This is a genomic window from Nocardioides maradonensis, from assembly GCF_054777115.1.
Genome location: NZ_BAAHAZ010000004.1, coordinates 66,371 through 91,584 on the forward strand (window position 1 = coordinate 66,371; position 25,214 = coordinate 91,584).

At 72.6% G+C, this 25,214-nt stretch carries 22 protein-coding genes and 1 tRNA gene; 14 read left to right on the forward strand and 9 right to left on the reverse strand.

What is annotated here, in order from left to right:
* Positions 1-18 precede the first annotated feature (18 nt).
* Together ACYVAQ_RS05525 and ACYVAQ_RS05530 are read left to right on the forward strand one after the other, a co-directional pair.
* A complete protein-coding gene (locus ACYVAQ_RS05525; protein ID WP_460787480.1) occupies positions 19-1,215 on the forward strand; it encodes an ROK family protein in 1,197 nt (398 codons plus the stop codon).
* Positions 1,216-1,279: 64 nt separating this feature from the next.
* Complete coding sequence (locus ACYVAQ_RS05530) at positions 1,280-2,770, forward strand: NAD(P)/FAD-dependent oxidoreductase (RefSeq protein ID WP_460787481.1); 1,491 nt, start codon at positions 1,280-1,282, stop codon at positions 2,768-2,770.
* A gap of 72 nt (positions 2,771-2,842) precedes the next feature.
* Here ACYVAQ_RS05530 and ACYVAQ_RS05535 read toward each other — a convergent pair whose 3' ends face one another.
* Together ACYVAQ_RS05535 and ACYVAQ_RS05540 are read right to left on the reverse strand one after the other, a co-directional pair.
* Complete coding sequence (locus ACYVAQ_RS05535; RefSeq protein ID WP_460787482.1) at positions 2,843-3,496, reverse strand: PaaI family thioesterase; 654 nt, start codon at positions 3,494-3,496, stop codon at positions 2,843-2,845.
* Positions 3,497-3,527: 31 nt separating this feature from the next.
* A complete protein-coding gene (locus ACYVAQ_RS05540) occupies positions 3,528-4,403 on the reverse strand; it encodes a hypothetical protein (RefSeq protein ID WP_460787483.1) in 876 nt (291 codons plus the stop codon).
* A gap of 107 nt (positions 4,404-4,510) precedes the next feature.
* Here ACYVAQ_RS05540 and ACYVAQ_RS05545 point away from each other — a divergent pair, with 107 nt between their 5' ends.
* The 5 genes from ACYVAQ_RS05545 to ACYVAQ_RS05565 all read left to right on the forward strand — a co-directional run bounded on the left by ACYVAQ_RS05545 (position 4,511) and on the right by ACYVAQ_RS05565 (position 6,528).
* Entirely contained in the window at positions 4,511-4,939 is a 429-nt protein-coding gene (locus ACYVAQ_RS05545; RefSeq protein WP_460787485.1) for a Fur family transcriptional regulator, read from the forward strand.
* Positions 4,940-4,957: 18 nt separating this feature from the next.
* Positions 4,958-5,695, forward strand: coding sequence for a trypsin-like serine peptidase (locus ACYVAQ_RS05550; RefSeq protein WP_460787486.1), 738 nt, complete (start codon positions 4,958-4,960; stop codon positions 5,693-5,695).
* 126 nt (positions 5,696-5,821) lie between these two features.
* Positions 5,822-5,894 (forward strand) — tRNA-Lys (locus ACYVAQ_RS05555).
* Positions 5,895-6,001: 107 nt separating this feature from the next.
* A complete protein-coding gene (locus ACYVAQ_RS05560; protein ID WP_460787487.1) occupies positions 6,002-6,205 on the forward strand; it encodes a cold-shock protein in 204 nt (67 codons plus the stop codon).
* Positions 6,206-6,318: 113 nt separating this feature from the next.
* Positions 6,319-6,528: a hypothetical protein gene (locus tag ACYVAQ_RS05565; protein WP_460787488.1), complete on the forward strand. Its 210-nt coding sequence runs from the start codon at positions 6,319-6,321 to the stop codon at positions 6,526-6,528.
* Here ACYVAQ_RS05565 and ACYVAQ_RS05570 read toward each other — a convergent pair.
* Entirely contained in the window at positions 6,477-7,538 is a 1,062-nt protein-coding gene (locus tag ACYVAQ_RS05570; protein WP_460787489.1) for a hypothetical protein, read from the reverse strand. The two genes, ACYVAQ_RS05565 and ACYVAQ_RS05570, sit on opposite strands and share 52 nt — an antisense overlap.
* 48 nt (positions 7,539-7,586) lie before the next feature.
* Here ACYVAQ_RS05570 and ACYVAQ_RS05575 point away from each other — a divergent pair, with 48 nt between their 5' ends.
* The 6 genes from ACYVAQ_RS05575 (at position 7,587) to ACYVAQ_RS05600 (ending at position 13,557) form a co-directional block, all read left to right on the forward strand.
* Positions 7,587-8,495: an NUDIX hydrolase gene (locus tag ACYVAQ_RS05575; RefSeq protein WP_460787490.1), complete on the forward strand. Its 909-nt coding sequence runs from the start codon at positions 7,587-7,589 to the stop codon at positions 8,493-8,495.
* 195 nt (positions 8,496-8,690) lie between these two features.
* Positions 8,691-9,818, forward strand: a complete 1,128-nt coding sequence (gene pstS / locus ACYVAQ_RS05580) for a phosphate ABC transporter substrate-binding protein PstS (protein ID WP_460787491.1) — start codon at positions 8,691-8,693, stop codon at positions 9,816-9,818.
* A gap of 79 nt (positions 9,819-9,897) precedes the next feature.
* Entirely contained in the window at positions 9,898-10,875 is a 978-nt protein-coding gene (gene pstC / locus ACYVAQ_RS05585; RefSeq protein WP_460787492.1) for a phosphate ABC transporter permease subunit PstC, read from the forward strand.
* Complete coding sequence (gene pstA / locus ACYVAQ_RS05590; protein WP_460787493.1) at positions 10,872-12,002, forward strand: phosphate ABC transporter permease PstA; 1,131 nt, start codon at positions 10,872-10,874, stop codon at positions 12,000-12,002. The genes pstC and pstA overlap by 4 nt, the downstream gene beginning before the upstream one ends.
* A 17-nt stretch (positions 12,003-12,019) precedes the next feature.
* Positions 12,020-12,799 (forward strand): phosphate ABC transporter ATP-binding protein PstB, encoded by a 780-nt coding sequence (pstB, locus tag ACYVAQ_RS05595; RefSeq protein WP_460787494.1) that lies wholly within the window; start codon positions 12,020-12,022, stop codon positions 12,797-12,799.
* A gap of 11 nt (positions 12,800-12,810) precedes the next feature.
* Positions 12,811-13,557, forward strand: a complete 747-nt coding sequence (locus ACYVAQ_RS05600; RefSeq protein ID WP_460787495.1) for a response regulator transcription factor — start codon at positions 12,811-12,813, stop codon at positions 13,555-13,557.
* 70 nt (positions 13,558-13,627) lie between these two features.
* On the opposite strand, the gene ACYVAQ_RS05605 is transcribed toward ACYVAQ_RS05600, so the two are convergent.
* The 3 genes from ACYVAQ_RS05605 to ACYVAQ_RS05615 all read right to left on the reverse strand — a co-directional run bounded on the left by ACYVAQ_RS05605 (position 13,628) and on the right by ACYVAQ_RS05615 (position 17,563).
* Entirely contained in the window at positions 13,628-14,635 is a 1,008-nt protein-coding gene (locus ACYVAQ_RS05605) for an inorganic phosphate transporter (protein ID WP_460787496.1), read from the reverse strand.
* 35 nt (positions 14,636-14,670) lie between these two features.
* On the reverse strand, positions 14,671-15,288 hold the full coding sequence (locus ACYVAQ_RS05610) for a DUF47 domain-containing protein (protein ID WP_460787497.1): 618 nt from the start codon (positions 15,286-15,288) through the stop codon (positions 14,671-14,673).
* Positions 15,289-15,397: 109 nt separating this feature from the next.
* On the reverse strand, positions 15,398-17,563 hold the full coding sequence (locus tag ACYVAQ_RS05615) for an RNA degradosome polyphosphate kinase (protein ID WP_460787498.1): 2,166 nt from the start codon (positions 17,561-17,563) through the stop codon (positions 15,398-15,400).
* A gap of 59 nt (positions 17,564-17,622) precedes the next feature.
* Between ACYVAQ_RS05615 and ACYVAQ_RS05620 the strand changes: the two genes are divergently transcribed.
* Complete coding sequence (locus ACYVAQ_RS05620) at positions 17,623-18,651, forward strand: alpha/beta hydrolase (protein WP_460787499.1); 1,029 nt, start codon at positions 17,623-17,625, stop codon at positions 18,649-18,651.
* A gap of 9 nt (positions 18,652-18,660) precedes the next feature.
* Here ACYVAQ_RS05620 and ACYVAQ_RS05625 read toward each other — a convergent pair whose 3' ends face one another.
* From ACYVAQ_RS05625 to mshD, 3 genes are all read right to left on the reverse strand, one after another.
* Positions 18,661-19,287, reverse strand: coding sequence for a coiled-coil domain-containing protein (locus ACYVAQ_RS05625; protein WP_460787500.1), 627 nt, complete (start codon positions 19,285-19,287; stop codon positions 18,661-18,663).
* A complete protein-coding gene (locus ACYVAQ_RS05630; RefSeq protein WP_460787502.1) occupies positions 19,269-24,191 on the reverse strand; it encodes a coiled-coil domain-containing protein in 4,923 nt (1,640 codons plus the stop codon). The genes ACYVAQ_RS05625 and ACYVAQ_RS05630 overlap by 19 nt, the downstream gene beginning before the upstream one ends.
* 122 nt (positions 24,192-24,313) lie before the next feature.
* Positions 24,314-25,147, reverse strand: a complete 834-nt coding sequence (gene mshD / locus ACYVAQ_RS05635; RefSeq protein ID WP_460787503.1) for a mycothiol synthase — start codon at positions 25,145-25,147, stop codon at positions 24,314-24,316.
* Between the last annotated feature and the right edge of the window lie 67 nt (positions 25,148-25,214).

Here is a 25,214-nt window from a genome sequence, read left to right on the forward strand (position 1 = left end):
GCCCTACTGTTCCTCCCTATGGAGGAGGTGGCGGCAGCACCCCGGGAGACGGCGACGGCCGGCGACCTGCTCGACCTGGTACGCCGTGGCCGCGCCACCACGCGCGCCGACCTGCGCCGCGTGACGGGCATGTCCCGCACGGCCCTGGTCGCTCGGCTCTCCCAGCTGACCGACGCCGGCCTGGTCATCGCGGGTGCCGAGCTCGCCTCGACCGGCGGCCGGCCGCCCGGGAGCCTCGTCTTCAACGCGTCGGCCGGCGTCGTCCTGGCCGCCGCGATCGGCCGCTCCCGCTCGCAGGTCGGCGTGTTCGACCTCCTCGGCACGCTGCTCGCCACGTCCTCGGTCGACCACGAGGTCGGCGCCGGCCCGGACGACGTCATGCCCGGCGTCGCGACCCAGCTGCGCGGGTTGCTGCGCGGCAAGCCGCCCGTCCTGGGCGTCGGCGTCAGCCTTCCCGGCACCGTCGACCCGGTCCACGGGCAGAGCGTCGACACCCCGGTGATGGCCGGCTGGGACGGGGTCGCGCTGGCGCCGTACCTCGCGAAGGTGGCGGCGGGCCCGCTGCTCCTCGCCAACGACGCCGACACCCTGGCCCGCTCGGAGTTCCTCGGCCACGCGGCGACGTACGACGACCTGCTCGTCGTCAAGGCCTCCACCGGTCTGGGCCTCGGCATCCTCGCGGGCGGCCGGATCATCGAGGGCTCGCGCGGCGGCGCCGGCGACATCGGGCACACCAAGGTCGACGCCGCGGCGGGGCGGGTCTGTCGGTGCGGCGACGTCGGCTGCCTGGAGACGATCGCCGGTGGCTGGGCCCTGGTGGCCGCCCTCGGCAAGGAGCGCGACGACGTGCACCACGTCCGCGAGCTCGTCGCGCTCGCGAACCACGGCGACGCCGAGGCCAAGCAGCTGCTGCGCGAGAGCGGGCGCCAGCTCGGCGAGGTGCTCGCGGTCGCGGTGAACCTGCTCAACCCCCAGGCGATCGTGCTCGGCGGCGACATGGCCGCCGCCTTCGACGTGTACGCCGCCGGGGTGCGCGAGACGCTCTACGCCCGCTCGACGGCGCTGGCCACCCGGGAGCTCCAGGTGCTCCCGTCGACCTTCGGCGACCGGGCGGGGCTCGTCGGCTGTGCTGCGATGGCGCTGGACCGGGTACTGAGCCCGGCGGCCGTCGACGCGAGGCTGGCCGCCGGTGTGCGAACCGCTGCCCGGTCCTGAGAGAATCTGAACGCGGTACAAGGACGTCCGGCACCCCTGACGGACGCGTGGAGGAGAAGAACAGATGGCACAGGCCGACGCGGTCGCGAGCGACCGTGAGATGACCCCCCGATCGAAGCGGCACCAGGTCGTGGTGATCGGATCCGGCTTCGGCGGGCTCTTCGGCACGAAGGCGCTCTCGCGCTCCGACGTCGACGTCACGATGATCGCGAAGACGACCCACCACCTGTTCCAGCCGCTGCTCTACCAGGTCGCGACGGGCATCCTGTCCGAGGGCGAGATCGCGCCCCCGACCCGCGAGGTCCTGGCGCACCAGGACAACGCGCAGGTGCTGCTCGGCGAGGTCACCGCGATCGACCTGGAGCGCAAGCAGGTCACGTCCCAGGTGCTGGGTCGCGAGCTCGTGACGTCGTACGACTCGCTGATCGTTGCGGCCGGTGCCGGTCAGTCCTACTTCGGCAACGACCAGTTCGCCGAGTACGCCCCCGGCATGAAGACCGTCGACGACGCCCTCGAGCTGCGCGGCCGGATCTTCGGTGCCTTCGAGATGGCCGAGCTCGGTGCCGCTCGCGGTGAGAACGTCGACCACCTGCTGACCTTCGTGGTCGTCGGCGCCGGCCCGACCGGTGTCGAGATGGCCGGCCAGATCGCCGAGCTCGCCCACCGCACGCTGACCCGCGACTTCCGCGCCATCAGCACCCACCAGGCGCGGGTGATCCTGGTCGACGCGGCGCCGCAGGTGCTGCCGCCGTTCGGCGCCAAGCTCGGCGCCTGGACCAAGGAGAAGCTCGAGAAGCTGGGCGTCGATGTCCTGCTCGGCGCCATGGTCACCGACGTCGACGAGCGCGGCCTCGTGCTCAAGCACAAGGACGGCACCGAGCAGCGGATCGACTCGGTCACCAAGGTGTGGGCGGCCGGCGTCCAGGCCAGCCCGCTGACCCAGACCCTCTCCGACCAGACCGGTGCACCGCTGGACCGCGCCGGCCGGATCGCCGTCAACCCCGACCTCACCCTTCCGGGCCACCCCGAGGTCTTCGTGGTCGGCGACATGATCTCGCTGGACCACCTCCCGGGCGTCGCGCAGGTCGCCATCCAGGGCGCCAAGTACGCCGCCAAGGAGATCGACGGCCGGCTCAAGGGCAAGCCCGCGCAGCCGCCGTTCAAGTACTTCGACAAGGGCTCGATGGCGATCGTCAGCCGCTTCCGGGCGGTCGCGATGGTCGGGAAGCTGCGCCTGACCGGCGTGGTGGCCTGGATGATGTGGCTGGTCGTCCACCTCTTCTACATCACCGGCTTCAAGAACCGAGTGACCGCGGTGATGGCCTGGTTCGTCGCGTTCCTCGGCCGCGGCCGCTCCGAGCGCACCACCACGCTGCAGCAGATCTTCGCCCGCGTCGCCCTGCAGCGCCTCGAGCGCGGCGCCACCGACCTGGTCTCCGAGCCGGGGGAGTACGACGCCGAGGCGGCCGAGCGCCGTCGCCGCGCGGAGCTCGAGGCCCAGGCGGCCGAGGAGGTCCACCTCACCGACGACCACCTGCGCGGCGTCAAGGCGTAGGGCTCTCCGTCGTACCTGGCGTTCTGGTCGTGAATTCACCGAATCCACAGCCAGATCGCCAGGTACGACGCGTCACTCGAAGTAGTCGGGCCTCTGCTCGTCCAGCAGCCCGCGGGCCCACCGGGGCAGGATGAAGACGCCCTCGGCCTCCGCAGTCACGCCCTCGGGGCCGATGATCCGGCCCTTGGCCCAGGTCTTGATGCCCTCGGTGCGGTCGATCCAGGCCTCGGCGCGCAGGTCGCCCAGGGGCGTGCCCTGGCGATAGACCACGGTCAGGGTGCCGGTCATCCCCGGCCGTCCGCCGGCGCCCGCGGCCTGGCCCAGCAGCTGGTCGAGCAGCAGTGCGACGACACCGCCGTGCACCAGCCCGGGCGGTCCCTCGTACGACGCGCCCAGGTGGAAGTCCGCGGACGTGAGGTCGTCCTCGGTCGTGATCGTGAGTGGTGGCGCGATCGCGTTGCGCAGCCCGATCACCGCGTTGCCCCAGGCGCGGCCCCTGCCCTCGGGGCTGTAGCGGACCCCGAAGGCGCCGTCGATCTGGTCCTTGCGCAGCCGGGCGGTGATCGCCTCGATCTCCTCGCGCGCGGCGTCGATCTCCACGCCGTCGACCAGGGTGCGCAGCGAGGCGTCGACGAGGTCGCGCACGGCCGCGGTCAGCGGGCCGTAGAGGGCGGCCTGGCGCTCGATCTCCTCGGGGGAGGCCTCCTCGGCCAGGAACCTGCTCATGACCCGAGAGTAGAACAGGTTCTCGTTCCTGTCAGGTCGGCTGCTGGGCCTCGGGTCGCAGGTCGGGCCGGATCCGCAGCAGCACGCGCATGAACGGATCCGGGTCGACGTCGCTCGCGGTGAGCGTCAGCACCGGCGCCTCGAGCTGCTCGATCAGCACCTGCCACCCGCGCCGGCCGGGCGTGCCCAGGATCGCGACCGGCGTGAACGGGCTGGCCAGGTCGATCGTCGTACGGCGCCCGCTGCGCACCACCTCGAGCTGGTTGCGGCGGATCGTGAGCCGGGTCGGGATGGTGCTGGCCCGCACCGCCCACACCACGAGGACGAGCACGCCGAGGCTGGCCGCGACGGCGTACAGGCCGGTGGTGTGCTGGCGCGCAGCGACCACGCCCACCGCGACGGCGGCGAGCAGGGCCACGAGCAGCACGACGGTGAGCGCGCGACGGACCTGGGTGCGCGGCTTGAACTCGATGACCGCGGGCGGGAGGTCGTCCTCCGGCTCCTCGGTGTACGTCGCCGGCGGCTCGGCCGTGTCCGGTACGGCGTCGACCGGGCGGGCCGGGCTCGTGGGCGGCCAGGCGGGGCGGGGGGCCTCGGGCGCTGCGGGCGCCGGCTCGACGTCGGGCTCCGCCTCCGGCGCTGCCTCCGGCGCAACAGCCTCCGGCTCGCGCGCCACCGGGCCGAGCACGTCGAGCACCGATCGGCCGGCCTCGCGGGTGTCGGGCATCCGCGGCGTCGGGGCGGGAGGCTCGGGCTCGACCGGAGCGTCGGCCACGGCAGGGGCGGCCGCGGACGGCAGGTTGATCGGTGGCAGGGGGACCTCGCGGTCGGCGGCGTACGTCGCCCGCTTGTCCAGCCAGGCCCGGATCGTCAGCGTGTCCGGACCGAACTCGTCATCGCTCCCCACGGCGCCGACCCCCCTTCCTCCGGCGGCTGAGTCTAGGCGGTCCGCGGGTCGTCGCGGGGCACCACCGATGTCCTAGGCTAGAACGGTCCGAGGGGTGAGGAGGAGCCGTGGTGGAGACCGCCGAGCAGGGCGCGGTGCGGGTCACGCGGCAGCGCCGTGCCATCGCGGAGGCGCTCGAGCGCGCCGACGACTTCCACAGCGCCCAGGACATCCACGACCTGCTGCGCCAGTCGGGCGACAAGGTCGGTCTGGCGACGGTCTACCGGACGTTGCAGTCGATGGCCGACGCCGGCGAGGTCGACGTCCTGCACGGAGCGGCCGGGGAGACGACGTACCGCCGGTGCAGCCCGGACCACCACCACCACCTGGTCTGCCGGGTCTGCGGACGCACCGTCGAGATCGTGGCTCCGACTGTCGAGGCCTGGGCACGCGCCGTCGCCTCCGAGCACGACTTCGCCGAGGTCAGCCACACCGTCGAGCTGCTCGGCGTGTGCTCCAGCTGCCGCGCCGCGACAGGCTCGACCACCGGCCGCTGAGCGGGCCATCATGACGGGGTGCGCTCGCTCCTCGCCGTCCTGACGCTGCTCGCCGCCGGCCCGTCGCCCGTGCCGGCCGCCCAGCCGGTCGCGCCCGAGCCCACGGTCGGCGCGCTGTTCTTCCCGAGCGTCGGCGGGCTGTCCGTCGCCCTGCACCTGCCGCACTTCTGCTCGGCGAGCGTCGTGCACTCCACGACTCACGACCTGCTGCTCACCGCCGCGCACTGCGTCTACGGCACCGGTCTGACCATGGAGTTCGCGCCCGGCTTCCACGACGGCATCGCGCCGTACGGCGTCTGGACGGTACGCCGCGCCTACGTCACCGCCTCCTGGCGCGACCACCAGGACCCGGCCGACGACGTGGCCGTGCTCGAGGTGGCGCCCCGGGCGGGCCGGCGGATCGAGGACGTCGTCGGCGGACGCTCGGTCGGTACGCCGGCAGCCGGCCGCTCGGTCCGCCTGATCGGCTACCCCCTCGGTGTCGACGGGCGCCCCGTCGGCTGCGCGGACACCCTGTACCTGACCGACGGCTACCCGAGCATGGACTGCACCGGCCTCACCGACGGCGTGAGCGGCGGGCCGTGGCTGCAGGCCGGCCGGGTGGTCGGTGTCATCGGCGGTCGCGAGCAGGGCGGGTGCGGCGCCACGACGTACTCCGCACCGATCACGCGGGTCGTCGGTGGGCTGATCGCGCGGGCCGAGGCGGGACGTCCCTCCGACCTCGTCCCGATCGGATTCCTGGCGAACGCCTGCTGAGCGCCTCAGCGCGCGGCGGGAGGCTTCCGCAGGGCGTCGTGCGGCAGAGCGGGGGTGCGGTGCCCGAGGAGGACCTCCCTGACCGGATCTCGAGCGGGCCGCGTGCCCCTGCGATACTGACGCCGCGGGCCCCTAGCTCAATTGGCAGAGCGTCGGACTTTTAATCCGCTGGTTGTGGGTTCGAGTCCCACGGGGCCTACCGATTGCGGCAAATGCCGAGGTTTGACCGTCGGTCCGCATTGATATCGTCCTTGCGTGGGGTCGTCGACCGGGCGACTTCGCCAGACACAAGGAGTAGCGAGCGCAATGGCTCAGGGCACCGTCAAGTGGTTCAGCGCCGAGAAGGGCTTCGGCTTCATCGAGCAGGAGGGTGGCGGCGACGACGTCTTCGTCCACTACTCCGCGATCCAGACCAACGGGTACAAGTCGCTGGAGGACGCCCAGCGGGTCGAGTTCGACGTCACCCAGGGCCCGAAGGGCCCGCAGGCGGAGAACGTCCGGCCCCTCTGAACCCACGGCCGTACCGGTTTCGGGCCCTGTTGCTCTCGCAGCGGGGCCCGAAACCGTTTTTTGCGCGATGATGGGTGGGGGAGGGCCGCGGCGACCTCGGGAGGAGCAGGGACGTGGACGACCAATTCGAGGTCGAGCTGGATGACGACGACCTGCTGTCCGAGGTCGAGCTCACCACCAACCTGATCATCGCCGCGACCGCGTCGGACTCCCGGCTGTCCTGGGACGAGATCGACCGGATCCTGGGGGTCGTCCCGCGCCCGTTGCCGCCTCAGCAGCTCGCGAACAGCAACGGCCCCGAGTCCAGGTCCGACAACACGTAGGTGCCGGGTGCCGGTTGGAGGGTCATCGAGACCAGGTCCTTCTCGGCGGTCGTGCGGACCAGCGTGTAGCGGTCGGTGAAGGAGCCGCCCTGCCCGGGCGCGGGACCGACGGCGAGGGTGGCGCGCGTGGTGGCGTTGGTGCGGGCCTGGTCGGGGTTCTCGAAGAGCATCCGGACCTGGACCGAGCCGTCGGGGGCATAGGCCATGGCGAAGGCGTCGAGGGGGTTGATCCTGCCCGCCTCGGCGATCAGCCGAGCCCCCTCGGCCTGGTCGGCAGGGTCGGCCTGGTTCATCGCGAGCGCCTGGCAGGCGTAGCCACCGTCGTACACGACGCCGGAGGGTGCGTCTCCGAGCGACGCGGCCACTGCGGCCACCGCGCTGTCGTCGCCTGTCCCGCGCTCGTTGCTGCGCCAGTCGCGCAGGAAGGCCGCCGAGTCGCTCGCGGCGAGGACGTGGTGCTGCGCGTCGATGGTGAGGTTGCCGAGCTCCGGGGTCAGGTTGCCGATCGAGGCGAGACCGCCCGACCCGACCTGCCACACGCCGTCGTCGCTGCCCGGGTCGGTGTAGCCGATCTGCGCGAGCGTCACGCGCAGCTCGGCCGGGGTCACGTCGTCGGGGAGCCCCATCACGACCACCGCCCCGTCGGTGCCCTGCGCGTACAGCTCCCAGGACAGGTTCGCGGGGGAGACGCCGAGCTTCGCGGCGAGCGTCGGCGCGGAGTCGTCCAGTGCCGAGGCCGAGCTGAGGTCGGCGTCGAACGCCTGGGTGAGGAACGCGCGGACGTGGTCGGACGCGTCCGCCTCCGACACCCCCACCTTCGCGCGTACGGCGGCCCAGTCGGTCCAGCTGAACCGGACGGCCGTCCTCGGCGTCAGCGCCATCGCCGCCGAGAGCCGGGTCTCCGGGCCGGAGCGGGTCCGCACCCAGCCCACGACGCCGAGGGCGACGACCACCAGCGCCACGATCACGGCCACGACGGCCCGGCGTCGGGTCAGGCGGGGGCGTTCCACAGACAGGGCCTCTCGTTCGCGCACGCGGGGATAGGTGAGACTAGCCCCGTGGTCAGCACCCGCCTCGCAGCCGGTACGCCGCAGCGCCCTCCGGTCGCGGCCGCCGGCGTCGTCGCGTTCCGCCCCGGCCGGCAGGTCCTGCTCGTGCACCGGCCCAAGTACGACGACTGGTCGTTCCCCAAGGGCAAGCTCGAGCGCGGCGAGCACCGCATCGCGGCCGCGGTGCGCGAGGTGGCCGAGGAGACCGGGCTGCACGTGCGCCTGGGCCCGCCGCTGCCCGACCAGTGGTACCCGGTCAACGGCCGGAGCAAGGTCGTCCACTACTGGACTGGCCGCGTGGTCGGCGACGACGACGTGAACGGCTACCGCCCCAACGCCGAGATCGACCAGGTCCGCTGGGTCCCGGTGGACCTCGCCGTCGACCTGCTCACCTACGACTACGACCGGGAGACGCTCACGGCCGCCCTCGCGGTACGCCGCAAGACCCGCGCCCTGGTCGTCCTGCGCCACGCCGCGGCCCGGTCCCGGTCGCGGTGGTCCGCCGAGGACCGGCTGCGTCCGCTGCTGAGCACGGGCAGCACCCAGGCCGACCGCCTCGTCCCGCTCATCGCCGCGTACGACGCCACCCACGTGGTCAGCTCGCCCAGCACCCGCTGCGTCCAGACCGTCGAGCCGTACGTCGCCACCACCGGCTTCGACCTCGACCTGCGCCGCCGGCTGAGCGAGGAGGACGCCTCCCCGAGGGGCGTCGCGCGCATCGTCGAGGAGCTCCTCGCCGACGACCGGGGAGCGGTGCTGTGCACGCACCGGCCCGTCCTGCCGCTGGTGTACGACGCCCTCGGGCTGAGCAACCGGGTGCGCGCCTCGACGCTGCAGACGCCGCTCGCCCCCGCCGAGGCACTCGTCCTCCACACCCGCAAGGGTGCGGTCGTGGCGTTCGAGCGGCACGGGGTCTGACTCCTGACCGGGCCGGACGTGGCGTACCGCTAACAGGGCGAGTGACCTGGCCCACGGGGGATCGTCCCCTGCTTGCGCACTGTTCACCGTCCGTTCAGACACACCGGACGGTTGCGTTACCGGGCTTCCCTAACTTCGCAACGTCCAGACCGAAAGCAGGGGGGCGGTCTGCCCCTCCACCTGAGAGGCCTTGTCTTGAACCTCACCCAGATCCGCCGCGCGCTGGTTCCCAGCATCGCGGCCGTCGCGCTCGCCGGCTCCCTGGCGGCCTGTGGCTCCAACAGCTCCACCAGCACCGACGCCGGCTCCGGCTCGCCGTCGTCCGACGCCACGACCGCGCCGGCCGTGAACAACGCCTCCTCGCTGACCGGCGGCGGCTCGACCGCTCAGGGCAGCGCCCAGGTCCAGTGGGCCTCGGACTACGGCCAGAAGAACTCCGGAGTCACGATCAACTACAACCAGGTCGGCTCCGGCACCGGTCGCTCCAGCTTCGAGCAGGGCACCTACACCTTCGCCGGCTCGGACTCCTACCTGTCCGACCCGACCGAGTACGCCGCCGCCAAGAAGCAGTGCGGCGCCGACCCGATCGAGGTCCCGGACTACGTCAGCCCGATCGCCGTGGTCTTCAACCTGTCCGGCGTCTCCTCGCTGAACCTCGACGGCAAGACCATCGCCGACATCTTCAACGGCACGATCACCACCTGGAACGACAAGGCGATCGCGGACCAGAACCCGGGCGTGAACCTGCCCAGCACCTCGATCCAGCCGGTCCACCGCTCGGACGACTCGGGCACCACCGCCAACTTCACCGACTACCTCGCGCAGGCCTCCCAGGGTGCCTGGAAGGACGAGGCGTCGCAGACCTGGCCGACGACCTCGGGTCTGTCCGGCGACGGCACCTCGGGCGTCGTCACCACCCTGCAGGGCACCGACGGCTCGATCGGCTACGTCGACGCGTCGAAGGCCGGCACGTTCGGCATCGTCTCGGTCAAGGTCGGCAACAAGTACGTCATGCCCACCGCCGACGGCGCCGCGCACGACCTGTCGGTCTCGAAGCTCGACCCGACCGCCAAGTCCGGCCAGCTGACCTACAAGGTCGACCGGACCACCACCAACCCGGCCGACTACCCGCTCCTGCTGGTGTCGTACCTGATCGCGTGCCCGACGTACAAGGACGCCAAGGTCGGCGCCCTCGTGAAGGACTACCTGGGCTACATCGTGTCCGACGCCGGTCAGGCCTCGGGCTCGAAGGCCGCCGGTTCGGCCCCGCTGCCGTCGAACGTCGCGAAGAAGGCCCAGTCCATCGTCGCGACGATCAAGTGACCTGCTGATCCAGCTCGTCTGATCCCTGGGGCGGCCCGCTTCGGCGGGCCGCCCCGACCAACACCTCCGGGGAGTCCTGGTGTCCACGCAATCTCCGCCCGTGCCGGCCGGGAGCGACCTGTTCGCGCAGGGCTCGCAGGGCAAGGGCGACGCGATCTTCAAGGGTCTGGCCAGCGCGGCCGGCATCACGATCCTCGTCGCGCTCGCCGCCGTCTTCGTGTTCCTGCTCGTCAAGGGCATCCCCGGGGTGATGGCGGACCCCGCCCTCACCCAGCCGGTGAAGACCTTCGGTGGCAAGTCGAGCTTCTGGGCCCTCGCCGGCCCGCTCGTCTTCGGCACCGTGCTCTTCGCCGTGATCGCGCTCGTGATCGCGGTGCCGTTCGCCATCGCGATCGCGCTGTTCATCACCTACTACGCGCCGGCGCGGATCGCGACGCCGGTGGCGTACGTCATCGACCTGCTCGCCGCCGTGCCCTCGATCATCTACGGCCTCTGGGGCGGCACCGTGCTCGCCGCGTCGCTCAAGCCGACGATCGAGTGGCTCAGCGTCCATGCCAGCTGGATCCCGATCTTCAAGGGCCCGTACGCCGGCACCGGCCAGGTGGGCATCACGGCCGTGCTGGTGCTGAGCGTCATGATCCTGCCGATCATCGTCGCCATCTCACGCGAGGTCTTCAAGCAGACCCCGCCGCTGGTGCAGGAGGCCGCCGTCGGCCTCGGCGCCACCCGCTGGGAGATGATCCGGCTGGCCGTCCTCCCGCACGCGAAGTCGGGCATCGTCGCCGGCGTGATGCTGGGCCTCGGTCGCGCGCTCGGGGAGACCATGGCGGTCCTGATGGTGTCCCACGCCCTCAACCCGAACCTGACCTTCAACCTCACCGGTTCGCACGAGGGACAGACCATCGCGTCCTTCATCGCCGGTCACTGGGCGGAGGCCAGCAACGACGGCAAGTCGGCGCTGATCGCCCTCGGTCTCATCCTGTTCGCCCTGACCTTCGTCGTGAACTTCGTCGCGCGCTGGGTCATCGCCCGCGGAGATCGGAAGTTCGCCCGATGACCACGATCGACTTCGCGCGCCCGGCCCTGACCCGGCCCCGGCTGCCGCGCCTCGCGCCGCTCGGTGTCTTCGTCGTCGTCGCCGCCGTCGCGGTCCTCTTCAAGCTGGTCTTCGCCAGGCACTCGTCGTGGACCCCGGTCGTCATCCTCGCCGACGTGCTGGGGATCGCCGTCGTCGTGATCTGGTCCCAGGTGCTCGAGGGCGGCCGGGCCGCCAAGGACCGCCTGGTCACCGGCGTCATCTGGTCGATGTTCGCGGTCGTCTGCGTGCCGCTGGTGTGGATCATCGAGTTGGTCGTCCGCAAGGGCGGCTCGCACCTGTCGTGGACGTTCCTGACCTCCTCGATGAAGAACCACTCGGTGCTCACGGCCGCCGATGCGGCCAAGGGCGGCATCGCGCAGGCCCTCATCGGCACCGGGCTGATCACGCTGGTGGCCGCGCTCATCGCCGTACCGCTCGGGCTGATGGCGGCCATCTACCTCGTCGAGTACGGCAAGGGCACCCGACTGGCACGGGCCACGGCGCTGTTCGTCGACGTCATGACCGGCATCCCCTCGATCGTCGCGGGCCTCTTCGCGATCACGCTGTTCCGGATCGTGTTCGGCCCGACCGTGCAGATGGGTTTCACCGCGGCCATCGCCCTGGCGCTGCTGATGACCCCAACGGTCGTGCGGTCGACCGAGGAGATGCTGCGCCTGGTTCCCGCCGACCTGCGCGAGGCGTCCTGGGCGCTCGGCGTACCGAGGTGGCGCACCATCCTCAAGGTGGTCGTCCCGACCTCGATCGGCGGCATCGTGACGGGTGTGATGCTCGCCGTGGCGCGCGTCATCGGCGAGACCGCGCCGCTGCTGGTCGCGGTCGGCTACACCGCGAGCGTGCAGTGGAAGCTGTTCACCCCGTCGGAGCCGATGTCCACGCTGCCGACGTTCATCATCAACCAGTACAACAGCCCCGACATCGTGAGCTGCACCCTGGCCCAGCGCCAGGCCGGCCAGGCCTGCCTCGCGACCAACTTCAGCGAGCCGCGCTACTGGGCCGCGGCGCTGGTCCTCATCATCATCGTGATGGTCCTCAACCTCGTGGCCCGGATCGTCGGCAAGATCTTCGCCCCCAAGACCGGGCGCTGAGCAGGAGAGAACACGACATGGCTACAGGCATCGACGTCAGCGACGTCAACATCTACTACGGCGACTTCCTCGCCGTCGAGGGTGTGAACATGTCCATCCGCGCCGGCGCCGTCACGGCGTTCATCGGGCCGTCGGGTTGCGGCAAGTCGACCTTCCTGCGCTCGCTCAACCGGATGCACGAGGTGATCCCCGGGGCGCGGGTCGAGGGCAAGATCGCCATCGGCGGCCAGGACCTCTACGGTCCGGGCGTCGACCCGGTCGCCGTACGACGCACCGTCGGCATGGTCTTCCAGCGCCCCAACCCGTTCCCGACGATGTCGATCTACGACAACGTCCTGGCGGGCAGCAAGCTCAACAACAAGAAGATCAAGAAGGACGAGGCCGACGCGATCGTCGAGCGGTCTCTGCGGGGCGCCAACCTCTGGCAGGAGGTCAAGGACCGCCTCGGCAAGCCCGGCATGGGCCTGTCCGGCGGCCAGCAGCAGCGCCTGTGCATCGCGCGCGCCATCGCCGTCCAGCCCGAGATCCTGCTCATGGACGAGCCCTGCTCGGCGCTGGACCCGATCTCCACGGCTGCCGTCGAGGACCTCATCCACCAGCTGAAGAACGACTACACGATCGTCATCGTGACCCACAACATGCAGCAGGCGGCGCGGGTCTCCGACGACACCGGCTTCTTCAACCTCAAGGCGACCGGCGAGCCGGGCCACCTGGTCGAGTTCAACCCGACCAAGAAGGTCTTCGCCAACCCGGACAACGAGGCGACCGAGGCCTACATCTCGGGCCGCTTCGGCTGAGCCGGCTGCCCATGGAGACGCCATCAGCCGCAGCTGCCGATGGTGTCCGTCGATCGACGCGCGGTGACTCCGCGCGGGCCTACCTGCACCGGTGGGCCGAGACGGCGGGCACGCAGCTGCTCGTCGTCGACCCGCTGCCCGCGCAGGGACAGCTGACCGACGAGCTCGCCGGGCGCGGGGTCCACGTCGTGTGGGCCGACTCGACGGTCGACGGGCTTGTCGAGTTCGGTCGCGTCCACCCGACCGCGGTCGTCGTCGACCCGCGGGCCCCCGGCATCCCGGCGGCGGAGTTCGTCAGCGTGATCCGGCGGCACGGGGCGACGTACGTGATCGCGGTGCTGGAGCGGACCGCCCCGGACGGTGCGGGGGAGCTGCTCAAGGCCGGGGCCAGCGCGATCGTGCCCACGCCGTACACGGCCGCCCAGCTGTGGGACGCGCTGCGCGCGTCGCCCGAGCCCCTCGACGGTCGTGCGCACCTCGAGGTCGGTCCGATCGAGCTCGACGCGGCCGCCTACTCGGTCCACATCGACGGGCAGCGCATCCCGGACCTGCCGCTCAAGGAGTTCGAGCTGCTCCGCGAGCTGATGCTGCGCTCGCCCGGTGTGGTCGACGACGACGAGCTGCGGACCGCCCTGTGGGGCGCCGGTCGCGCGAGCGGCAACACGATCGCCATGCACGTGACCCGGTTGCGCAGCAGGCTCGGTGGTGCGGCCGACGTACGCCGGATCCGGGGCCGGGGCTACTCCTTGACGGTGTGACGCGAGTTCGGCCTTCTGGTCGACCCAAACCCGGGTTTCGGTCGACCGAAAGCCTGAACTCGCGGAGGGATCAGGCGGGGACGACGAGGTGGACGACCTCGTAGGCCACGAAGGCGACCGTCGCGGCCGCGGGGAGGGTGACCACCCAGGCGACCAGGATCGTCTTCGCCATGCCCCAGCGGACGGCCGAGAACCGCTTGGTGGCGCCCGCACCCATCACCGCGGAAGTGATGACGTGGGTGGTCGAGATCGGCGCCTGGAAGGCGTACGCCGTCGTGTAGAGCACCGTCGCGCCGACCGACTCCGCCGCGAAGCCGCGGGCCGGATCGAGGTGGATGATCTTGCGGCCCAGGGTGCGCATGATCCGCCAGCCGCCGGAGTAGGTGCCGAGCGAGATCGCGCCCGCGGCGCCGATGACGACCCACAGCGGCAGCTGCTTGGCGTCGTAGTGGGCCGGGTACGCCGTCACCAGGACCAGGAGGATCACGCCCATCGTCTTCTGGGCGTCCTGCAGACCATGGCCCAGGGCGAGCGCCGCCGCCGAGATGGTCTGCATGCCGCGGAAGCCGCGATGGACGCGGTGCTGGTTGCGCTTGCGGAAGATCCACATGATCGCGGTCATCACGACGAAGGCGCCGATGAAGCCGACGAGCGGGGAGAGGACCATCGGGGTGACGACCTTGTCCCAGATGATCGACCAGTGCACCGAGGCGCCGCCCGCGACGCCGGCGCCGACCAGGCCGCCGATGAGCGCGTGGCTGGACGAGGAGGGAAGCCCGAAGTACCAGGTGATCAGGTTCCAGGTGATCGCGCCGAGGAGCGCCGCCATCACGATGATCAGCCCGTGGTTGTCCTTCGGCGGCACGATCACGTCGCTGACGGTGTGCGCCACCTTCTGGCCGAGCAGCGCACCGACGAAGTTCATGAGCGCGGCGAGGGTGAGCGCGATCCGCGGGGTGAGGGCGCGGGTCGAGACCGACGTGGCGATCGCGTTCGCCGCGTCGTGGAACCCGTTGGTGTAGTCGAACGCGAGCGCGATGACGACGACCGCGATGACGATCGCGAGGGTGAGGGTCACGGAAGTGCCTGTCTGGTGAGCCGGGGCGGGAGCCCTCAGCCCTCCTTGACCGCGATCTGCTCGACGATGTTGGCGACCCGCTCGAAGGCGTCGATCGCGGCCTCAAGCGACTCCACGATGTCCTTGAGCTTGAGGACCTCGATGGTCTTGTAGTCGCCGTTGAAGAGCTGGGCGAGGGTACGCCGGTGGTTCCGGTCGCCCTCGTTCTCGAGCCGGTTGACCTCGATCCAGTAGTCCTCGAGGTCCTTCATGCCCTGCAGACGCGGCATCGCGGCGGCCGTGAGCTCGGCGCAGCGCTGGATCACATCGACCTGGGCGGACAGCTCGGCGGGGAAGGTCACGACCTCGTACAGCAGGATCAGGTCGACGGCCTCGTCCATCATGTCCATGACGTCGTCGAGGCCGGAGCCCAGCGCGTAGATGTCCTCGCGGTCGAAGGGCGTCACGAAGGTGCTGTTCACCTTCTTGACGATCTCGTGCGTGGTCTCGTCGGCCATGTGCTCGGCCGCCCGCATCCGCTCGGCCACGCCATCACGGTCGGAGCGCTCGCCGAGCATCTCGGCGAGCAGGCCCGCCCCGATGACGAGGTGCTGGGCGGACTGGGTGAACAGGTCGAAGAAGGAGGTATCGACCGGTCGGAGGCGCAATCCCACGTGGACTCCCGTAGAGGCGGAGGCGAACGCGATCATGCTAGGGGGTGAACGTCCGTGAGTCGCAACCCCGGGCGCGCCGGGTCTTTACCGAGTGGCCGGCGCCACTGCGTCAGGCCCGGAAGCGCTTGCGCTGCTGGTCGATGAGCGTCTCCTGCAGGTGCACGGTGCCGCCGTTGTGCTTCCAGTGCCCGTCCACACCGAGCTCCCAGGCCTGGGTCGTGGGCGCGAAGGCCAGGTCGAGCAGGGAGGCGACCTCGTTCTTGCACTCCTGGTCGGGCACCTTGACGAGCACCTCGACGCGGCGGTCGAGGTTGCGGTGCATCATGTCCGCCGAGCCGAGCCAGTACGTCGGGTCGCCGCCGTTCTGGAACGCGAACACCCGGCTGTGCTCGAGGAAGCGGCCGAGCACCGAGCGCACCTTCACGTTCTCGCTCAGACCCGTCACGCCCGGCCGGAGAGCGCAGATGCCGCGCACCAGGAGCTCGACGGGCACGCCCTCCTGGGAGGCGAGGTACAGCGCGTCGATGATCTCCTCGTCGACCACCGAGTTCGCCTTGATCCGGATGCCGGCGGGCCGACCGTCCTTGTGCTGGGCGATCTCGTTGTGGATCTGGTCGATGAGGCCGGAGCGCACCGAGTCGGGGGCGACCAGGAGCTCGGCGTACTGCGCGTTGCGCGACCAACCGGACAGGTTGTTGAACAGGTGTGCGACGTCCTCGCCGATCGCCTCGTTGGTCGTGAGCAGCCCGAGGTCCTCGTACATGCGCGAGGTCTTCGGGTTGTAGTTGCCGGTGCCGATGTGGGTGTAGCGGCGGATGCCCTCGGGCTCGTCGCGGACGACGAGGGCCAGCTTGCAGTGCGTCTTCAGGCCGACCAGGCCGTAGACCACGTGGCAGCCCGCCTGCTCGAGCTTGCGCGCCCAGCGGATGTTGGCCTGCTCGTCGAAGCGGGCCTTGATCTCCACGAGGACGAGCACCTCCTTGCCCGCCTCGGCCGCGTCGATGAGCGCGTCGATGATCGGGGAGTCTCCAGAGGTGCGGTACAGCGTCTGCTTGATCGCGAGCACGTGCGGGTCGGCGGCCGCCTGCTCGATGAACCGCTGGACCGACGTCGCGAACGAGTCGTAGGGGTGGTGCAGCAGCACGTCGTGGCGACGTACCGCCTTGAAGACGTCCACGGGGGCCGACGACTCGAACTCCGCGAGCAGCGGGTGGGTCGAGGGCAGGAAGGAGGGGAACTTCAGCTCCTCGCGGGGAAGGTCCGCGATGCCGTGCAGCCCGCGCAGGTCCAGCGGACCGGGGACCTTGAACACCTCCTGCTCGGAGATGTCGAGCTCCGAGACGAGCAGGTCGAGGACCGACGGCGCGATGGACTCCTCCACCTCGAGACGCACGGGCGGGCCGAAGCGGCGCCGCAGCAGCTCCTTCTCGAGGGCGGCGAGGAGGTTCTCGGCGTCGTCCTCCTCCACCTCGAGGTCCTCGTTGCGGGTCACCCGGAAGGTGTGCGCCTCGAGGACCTCCATGCCCGGGAAGAGCCGGCGCAGGTGGGCGCCGATGACGTCCTCGAGCGGCACGAACCGCGAGTTGCCGAGCGGGATGAAGCGGTCGAAGTTGCTCGGCACCTTCACGCGCGCGAACAGCTCCTTGCCGGTCTTCGGGTTGCGCAGCACGACGGCGAGGTTGAGCGAGAGGCCCGAGATGTAGGGGAAGGGGTGGGCCGGGTCGACGGCCAGGGGCGTGAGGACCGGGAAGATCCGGTCCTTGAACAGCTTCTTGGCGAACTTCTGCTCGTCGCGGTCGAGATCCGACCAGCGCACGAGCTGGATGTCCGCGGCCTCGAGCGCGGGGATGATCAGGTCGCGGAACACCCGGGCCTGGCGCTGGCTGAGCTCACCGGTCCGCTGCCAGATCATCTCCAGGACCTCGCGTGGCATGAACCCGCTCGCCGCACGGACGGCCAGCCCGGTGGCGATGCGGCGCTTGAGGCCCGCCACGCGGACCATGAAGAACTCGTCCAGGTTGCTGGTGAAGATCGCGAGGAAGCGGGCGCGCTCGAGCAGCGGCAGGGTCTCGTCCTCCGCCAGCTCCAGGACCCGCTCGTTGAAGCGGAGCCAGGACAGCTCCCGGTCCAGGAAGCGGTTGCTGACGGCGGCGATCGAGGCCACCCGCGCCGGATCCGGGACGTACGCCGGACCCGGCTCGATCTCGCCGAGGGTCTGGTCGACGGCGTCGGTGAGGTCGGGCACGGTGACGGCGGGCTCGGCTTCGGTCGTCATGCCACGATCCTCCCACCGCCGGGTGAACGGCGGGTGACTCGCTGCGTAGGCTGCCCGACGTGGACCTGCGCTCGACCGTCGAAGGGGCCGCGCTGCGCGCCCTCACCACCCTGCCCGCGTCGCTGCAGCGGGCCGTGAGTGGCGGCCGGACCGTCCTGGACGGCCAGACCCTCGCTGCCGACCTGCAGCTGATGCTGGCCGCGCAGGGGCTGCTCCGGCGTGACGACGTGGAGGTGCCGATCGAGGAGGTCCGGGCGGGGACGCGCCGCGACGCGGCGATCGCCGGTGGCCGGCAGCCGATCGGGGCGGTCCACGACCTCGAGGTCGCGGGGCTGCCCGCGCGGCAGTACCTGCCGAGCGCGCCGGTCGTCCCGGTGGGGACCCCCGGGCCGCTGCTCGTGTTCGTGCACGGCGGCGGCTTCATCGAGGGCGACGTCGACACCCACGACGCGCCGTGCCGGATGCTGGCCGAGCGGTCCGGCGTACCGGTGCTGTCGGTGAGCTACCGGCTCGCACCCGAGCACCCGTTCCCCGCGGCCCACGACGACGCGTACGCCGCCTTCCGGGACATCCATGCCCGGGCGGCCGAGCTCGGCGCCGACCCCGCGCGGATCGCGGTCGGTGGTGACTCGGCCGGGGGCAACCTCGCCGGGTGGATCGCGATCGCGGCTGCGCGCGACGGGCTGCCGGTGGCGTTCCAGCTGCTCGTCTACCCGGTGGCGGACGGCCCGCACCCCGGGGAGAGCGCCCGGATGTTCAACGAGGGCTTCTACCTGACCCAGGAGTTCATCGACCGCGCGGACGCGTCGTACACCCCGGACCGCAGGGACCTGCTGGACGAGCGGATCAGCCTGGTGCGGGCCGAGCTCCCGGCTGGTCTCGCGCCGGCGTACGTCGTGACGGCGGGGTTCGACCCGCTGCGCGACGAGGGCGAGGCCTATGCGCGGCTGCTGGCCGCCGGGGGCCACGAGGTGGAGCTCGAGCGGTTCCCCGACCAGATCCACGGCTTCATCAACATGCTCGTCGTGCCGAGCTGCCGGTCGGCCACCGAGAGGATCGCGGGCCGGCTGCGCGCGGCGCTGTCCTGAGGTCGGAGGTCAGATGGTCGAGCGCCATTGGCGCAGCTCGGCCATGAAGCTGACCGGGTCGACCATGCTCGCGTTGATCACGAACGGGTCCATGCCCTTGCGGGCGAAGCGCAGCTCCCAGCCGGGCTCGCCGGGGATGCCGACCTCCTCGACCTCGGTCGCGGCGCTGCGTACGTCGAAGCGGTAGCTGCTCTCGCCCTTCTTCACGTACACGAGCCCGCGCACGATGCTCACCTCGACGGGTTCGACCTTCGTGCGCAGCGCGGCCCAGGTGAGCACGACGGTGAGGGCCGCGATCACCAGCCCGAAGGGCGTCATCAGGGTGTGGTTCAGGAGGGCCAGGACGGTCACCATCCCGGCCACGACGGCCGTGGCGCCGAGCGCGAAGGACAGCACCCGCGGGTCGCTGCCGTCGCCGGTGAGCCGCTCGCCGGGGTGCGAGCCGCCCTCGAAGATGGACAGCGGTCCCTCGGCCGCGCGGGCGCGCGCCTCGAGGGCGGCGACCTGCGCGCGGGCATCCGCGAGCTCGGCCTTGGTCTGCTCGAGCTCGGTCTGCAGGTCGGCGTTGCGCCGCACGAGGGTCTCGTGCTCGTGGCGCAGCGCGTCGGTCTCGGCGTCTACAGGTCCGGTCGCCACTGGCGGAGTGCCTCCATGAACGTCGTGGGGTCGACAACCTTCGAGTCGATGGTCACCGGGGCCATGCTCTTGCGCAGGACCTTGATCCTCCAGCCGCGCTCGCCGGCCACACCCTCCTGCTCGATCTGGGTGTTCGGGCTGGTCAGGTCGAAGCGGCTGTTCATCTCGCCGACGGTGACCTTGAGCAGCCCGGCCTCGTCGATGTCGACGCTGCGCGAGGAGTTGTTGGCGCGCAGCGCGTACGCGAGCAGCACGGCCGTCACCGCGGACAGCGTGGCCGCCAGCGGGATGTCGCTGCGCAGGGTGTGCGAGAACGCCATCCGCGCGACGACCGCGGCACAGCCCAGTGCGATCACGATCGCGAGCGGCGCCAGGCTGGTCGTGCCGCGCTTCGCGTGGAACGGCTGGCGGGCACCACCGTCGGCGACGGCGGCGGCGACCTGCGGTGCGGGCCCGGGCTCGGGCTCCGGCTCCAGCTCGGGGACGGAGTCGGTCGCGGGCACGGAGTCGGTCGCGTCCTCGGCGGACCCGTCCGCCTCGTCGACGACCGGCAGCTCGGTGGTCGCCGGGTGCGCCGCCACGGGCTCCTCGACCGCAGGGTCTTCGGCGGCGGGCTCCTCGGCGGCGGGCTCCTCGGCGGCGGGCTCCTCGGCCGGAGGCTCGTCCGCGACGGGCTCCTCGACCGTGACCTGATCGGTGGCGGCGGGGCTGGGTTCCTCGGCCGCGTCGTCGTCCGCGAGCTCCTGGGCGGCCGCTGCCGATCGGGCGCGCCAGCGCTCGAGCAGGCTGGCGGTCGGCGCGAGCGACGCTGACAGGTCGTCCTCGTCGGTCGTGCGGAGGTCCTCCTCGGCCGGCACTTCGGGCTGCGGCTCGACCTCGGCTACGTGGTCGGCCGGGGCCTCGGGCTCGTCGACGTCCTCGGCCACCGGCTCCGGGGCTTCCTCGGCCTCGACGGCCTCGTCGGTCAGTGCGACCTCCGGGCCCGCGGACCCGGTGTCCTCTGCCTCCGTCGCGCCGGCCAGGGCGCGCCACCGGTCGATGACGGAGCCCTCGTCGGTCGGCGCGGGTGCCACCGGGGAGGTGCGGGCGGCCTGCCAGCGGCCGAACAGGTCCTCGGCGGCACCGGACTCGTCCGCCTCCTCCTCCGCGTCGCTCTCGGCAACGGCGTCGGGCGTCTCGTCCGACGCCGGCGGCTCCTCGGCGGCGGGCTCGGGCGAAGAGTCCTCGGTCTGGTTGCGCAGCGCGGACAGGTTGCGCCAGCGGTCGACGACCGATCCCTCCTCGACGGCGGCGGGCTCGGCCCGCTCCTCGGGCTCAACGGGTGCGGGTGCCTCGGACCGCGACGCCTGCCACCTGTCGAAGACGTCGTCGATCGCCACGGCCTCGGTCGCCTCCTCGGCGACGGGCGCGGCCTCGGGCGTCGGCTCGTCGGGTACGACGGGCGTGCGCGCGGCGCTCCAGCGGTCCAGCAGGTCGGCGGGGGCGACGGGCTCCGCCTCCGCAACGGGCTCCGGCTCGGTGACGGGCTCCGGCTCGGTGACGGCCTCCGGCTCGGTGACGGCCTCCGGCTCGGTGACGGCCTCCGGCTCGGCGACGACGGAGCGGTTCGCGAGTTCCTCACGCGCACGGGCGACCTCCGCGGCCAGCGCCTCGGCGCGTGCCTCCGCCTCGGCACGTGCCCGGGCGTGCTCGGCGGCCCGGGCCTCGGCCTCCGCGCGAGCACGAGCGGCTTCGTCCGCGAGTGCGGCGGCTCGTGCCTCCGCCTCCGCGCGGGCGCTGGTCTGCTCCTTGAGGTCGGCGAGGCTGCGCAGGTGCGCGTCGGCGAGGTCGGCCGTCCGTGCGTTGGCGAGGCGGGTCGCTTCCTGCTGGTCGGTCGCTGCCTGGACGGCGGCATCCTGGGCTGCAGCGGCCTCGGCGGCGAGCTGTTCGGCGCGGGCCTCGGCCTCGGCGCGGGCCTGGGCGTGCTCGCCCGTGGTGGCCTCGGCCGAGGTGCGGGCGGCCTCGGCCTCGGCGGCGAGCTGTTCGGCGCGGGCCTCGGCCTCGGCGCGGGCCTGGGCGTGCTCGGCGGTGGTGGCTTCGGCGGCCTGCTGGGCTGCAGCGGCCTCGGCGGCGAGCTGCTCCGCGCGGGCCTCGGCCTCGGCACGGGCCTGCGCGTGCTCGGCGGTGGTGGCTTCGGCGGCCTGCTGGGCGGCGTACGCCTCCTGCGCCAGCTGCGCGGCGAGCGCCTCCGCGTCGGTGCGGGCCTTCGCGTGCTCGGCGGTGATCCGCTCCGCCTCGGCCTTGGCTTGGGCGGCCTCCCGCGCGCTCTGCTCGGCACGGGCCTCCGCCTCGCGCCGCGCGATGGCCTCCGCCTGGACCTCCTCGAGGCCACGCCGGTGGGCGGCGACCAGCTCGGCGGTGCGCGCTTCCGCGTCCGCACGGGCCTGGGCCTGCGCGGCGGCGGCCTGCTCGGCCTCGGCGCGTGCGCGCGACGCCTCCAGCAGCTGCTGCTGCGCCTCCATCAGCTCGGCCTGCAGCGTCGAGAGCGCTGCCTGGTGCGTCGCCGCCGACTGCTCGAGCTGGCTGAGCGCCTCGACGGCGCGCTGCTCGGCGTCCGCGCGGGCCTGGTTGGCCTCGGTGGCGATCTCCTCGGCCGCGACGAGAGCGGCCGTGGTGGCTTTCTGCTCCTCGGCGAGCACGGCAGCCGACTGGTGGGCGGCGGCGGCCGCCGCCTGGGCCTCGCGAGCCAGGTCGAGCTGCTCACGCGCGGCGACCTCGGCGAGGCGGCGGGCCTCGTGGGCCTCCTCGGCCAGCCGGGCCTGGTTCGCCGCGGACTCGTCGGCGGCGGCGCGGGCCGCGCCGTGCTCCTCGGCCTTGGCGGCGGCCTCGTTCGCACGCGCCTGGGCGGCCTCGGCGGTCTCCAGGGCGATCCGGGCCAGCTCGGCCTGCTGCCGGGCGGCCTCCTCGGCGGCCTCGCGGGCGGCGTGCGCCTCCTGGGCCAGCCGGGCGTGCTCCGCGGCCGCCTGCTCGGCGGCCTCGCGCTCCTCGGTCGCGCGGCGGGTGCGCTCGCCGTGCTCCTCGGCGCTGGCCGCTGCCTGCTCGGCGAGCATCAGCGCCCGCTCCTCGGCGGCGGTCGAGGCCTCGTGGGCAGCCAGGGCGAGCGCGGCCTGCTGGCGGGCCGCCTCCTCGGCGAGGGTCCGTGCGGCGGCGATCTCCGCCGAGCTGCGCTCGGCGGCCTCGCGCGCCTCGAGCATGTTCCGGGCGAACTCGGCGTGCTCCGCGGCCATGGCGGCCGCCTGCTCGGCGAGCGAGCGCGCGCGGTCCTCGGCGGCGGTGCGCTCCTCGTGCGCCCGGCTCGCGGCCGCCGCGAACTCCTGCGCCTGGGACTCGGCGGTCTGGCGCGCCTGCGCAGCGTGGGCGGCGAGCTCGGCCTGCTCCAGCGCGTGCCGCTCGGCCTCCTCGCGCTTGGCGTGGGCCGCAGCTGCGAGCTCGGCCTGCTCCTGGGCGAACCGCTCGGCCTGCTCGCGGCGCGCCGCTTCGGCACCGGCGAGCTCGGCCCGCTCGTGCGCCGCCTTCTCGGCGGCGGCTCGAGCCTCGGCGGCGGCGTGGGCGAGTGCCTCGGCCTCGATGCGCGCCTGGTGCGCCTCCGCGGCGGTCTGTGCCTGCTCGCGGGCCAGCCGGTCGGCCTCCTCGCGCGCCTGGCTGGCCATGCTCGCCGCCTGCTCCGCCGCGAGGCGCTCGGCGGCCTGGACGGCGGCGGCCATCTCTGCGTCGCGACGCAGGCGGGCGGCCTGCTCGGCCACCGCGTGGGCCCGGGCGGCCTCGGCTCCGGTCAGCGGCTCCGCGACCTCGGCCGCGGCCGCAGCGACCTCGTGCTCGGGCATGGGCTCGACCGTACGCGGCCGCTCGAGCGGGCGGGTGGCGGCCTCGCGGCGGCGCGGCCAGAGCCGGCGCTGCGCGGCGGCAGGGTACGGATCGGCGAAGCCGAGCGCCACCGCCTGCTCGATGACCCGGCGGCTGTCGTCGTCGGGCTCGTCGCCCTCCGACCCGGCGTCGACCTCGACCGCGTCCATCGACTCGGCGCGGTCGACGAGTCCACCGAGGTCCGGCTGGTCCTCGTCGCCGGGCGGTAGCGGGTCGGTCAACGGGTCCGGGACGCGTGCCGGGGCAGCCACGTCGACGTCGTCGGCCGAGACGGTGTCGAAGCCGAGGGGGGCGAAGAGGGCGTCCTCCTCGGCCGCGTGAACCTCGTCGGAGGGCTCGGTCGCCGCAGCTGCAGGCTCCTGCTCCCCGGTGACCGCGACCGCGTCGTCCGCGACCGCGTCGTCCGCGACCGCGTCGTCCGAGACCGCGTCGTCCGCGGGCGAGTCGGCGGCCTCCGCTTCGGCCGCTCCGGACGCCTGCTCCGCGGACGCAGCCTGCGCCTCCTGCCCCTCCGGCTCGCCCTCGGCCGCGTCGCCCTGGACAGCGTCGAGGTCGCTCACCGTCGTCGGCTCCACGAGCGCCGCGTGCTGGTCGTCGCACTCGGCCTCTGCGGGCCGGGTGGAGAAGCGGCTGATCACGCTGGCCCACGCGTCGCCGGCATCGATCGGCGCGGCCTCGTCCGCGTCGGCACGGCGCTCCGCCGGCTCGACGAGCGCGGACCAGTCGACGCTGTCGTCGCCCTCGGGCGCCTCCGTGGCCGTCGCGGGCTGGCTCGGACCACGCCGAGCCACGACGTCGGCGAGGTCGTCGGCGGCACCCGTCGGGGCGTCGGTCGACTCGCTCAGCCGCAGCAGTGCCGCGGCGTCCTCGGCGTCGAGCTCCTCGACGACCGGGATCTCCTCGCGGCCCTTGCGCAGCCGGCCGACCAGACCGCGCCGACGGCGCGACTCACCGGCACCGGACTCGTCCGGTGTCGGCTGGTCGTCGGAGACCGAACTCATAGCGGCAGATGCTACCTAGCGTCGGGGGGCAGGTGGGGGCGTTGCTCATCGTCCAGGAGCGCGGGACCTGCCCAGACTCTGGAGTCGGTTGGTCAACGACCTTAGGGCACGGACGGCACGGGTCAGGCGGAACGTCGGAACTGGACGTGCGTGTCGGCGGGGGCGTGGGTGAAGCCGAGCGACTCGTAGAGGCGACGCGCCGGAAGGTTGTCGGACTCGACGTACAGCAGGATCTCCCGGACGCCGCGCTCGGTGAGGTGGTTGAGGCCCGCGACGGTGAGGACGCGGCCGAGCCCGCGGCCCTGGGCGGAGGGCGCGACACCGACGACGTACACCTCGCCGTGCTGCTCGTCGTGCAGCTTGGTCCAGTGGAAGCCGAGCAGCGAGCCGTCGTCGTCCTCGGCGACCAGCAGGTCGGCGTCGTCGTACCACGGCTCGGCCATCCGCTGCGCCAGGTCGGCGGCGTCCATGCCGCCCTGCTCGGGGTGGTGCGCGAACGCGGCCGCGTTGGTCGCGAGCAGCGCGGCCGCGTCGGCCGGGGTGAAGGCCCGCACCCGCACCTCCCCACACTGCGGCAGTACGCCGGCGGGCCGGCGCATCACCCACAGCTCGCGGTCGGCGGTGAAGCCCAGCCGGTCGGCCAGTCGCCGCGCGGCCGCGTGACCTCCGTGCGACCACGCGGTCAGCGGCCCGGACGTCGCGCAGGCCGCCGCGCCGAGCCGCGCACCCAGCCCGTGACCGCGGGCGTCGGGCGCTACCGCGAGATCCAGCACCTCGCCGGTGCGCAGCGCGAACCCGCCCGGCACGACCCAGCTGTCGGGCAGTCCGTCGTGCCGCAGCCGCAGGTCGGCGGCCTCGTCGAGCGGGTCCGCCTCCCCGGCCGCGACCACCGCCCGGCGTACGTCTGCCACGGCTGCCAGCGCCGCCTCTCCCGTGAGCCAGCCGCCGTCGTCCACGCGCCCACGGTAGCGACCAAGATCGGCATTCCGTTTACATCGGACACGGTGACGCGGTAAACCAGCC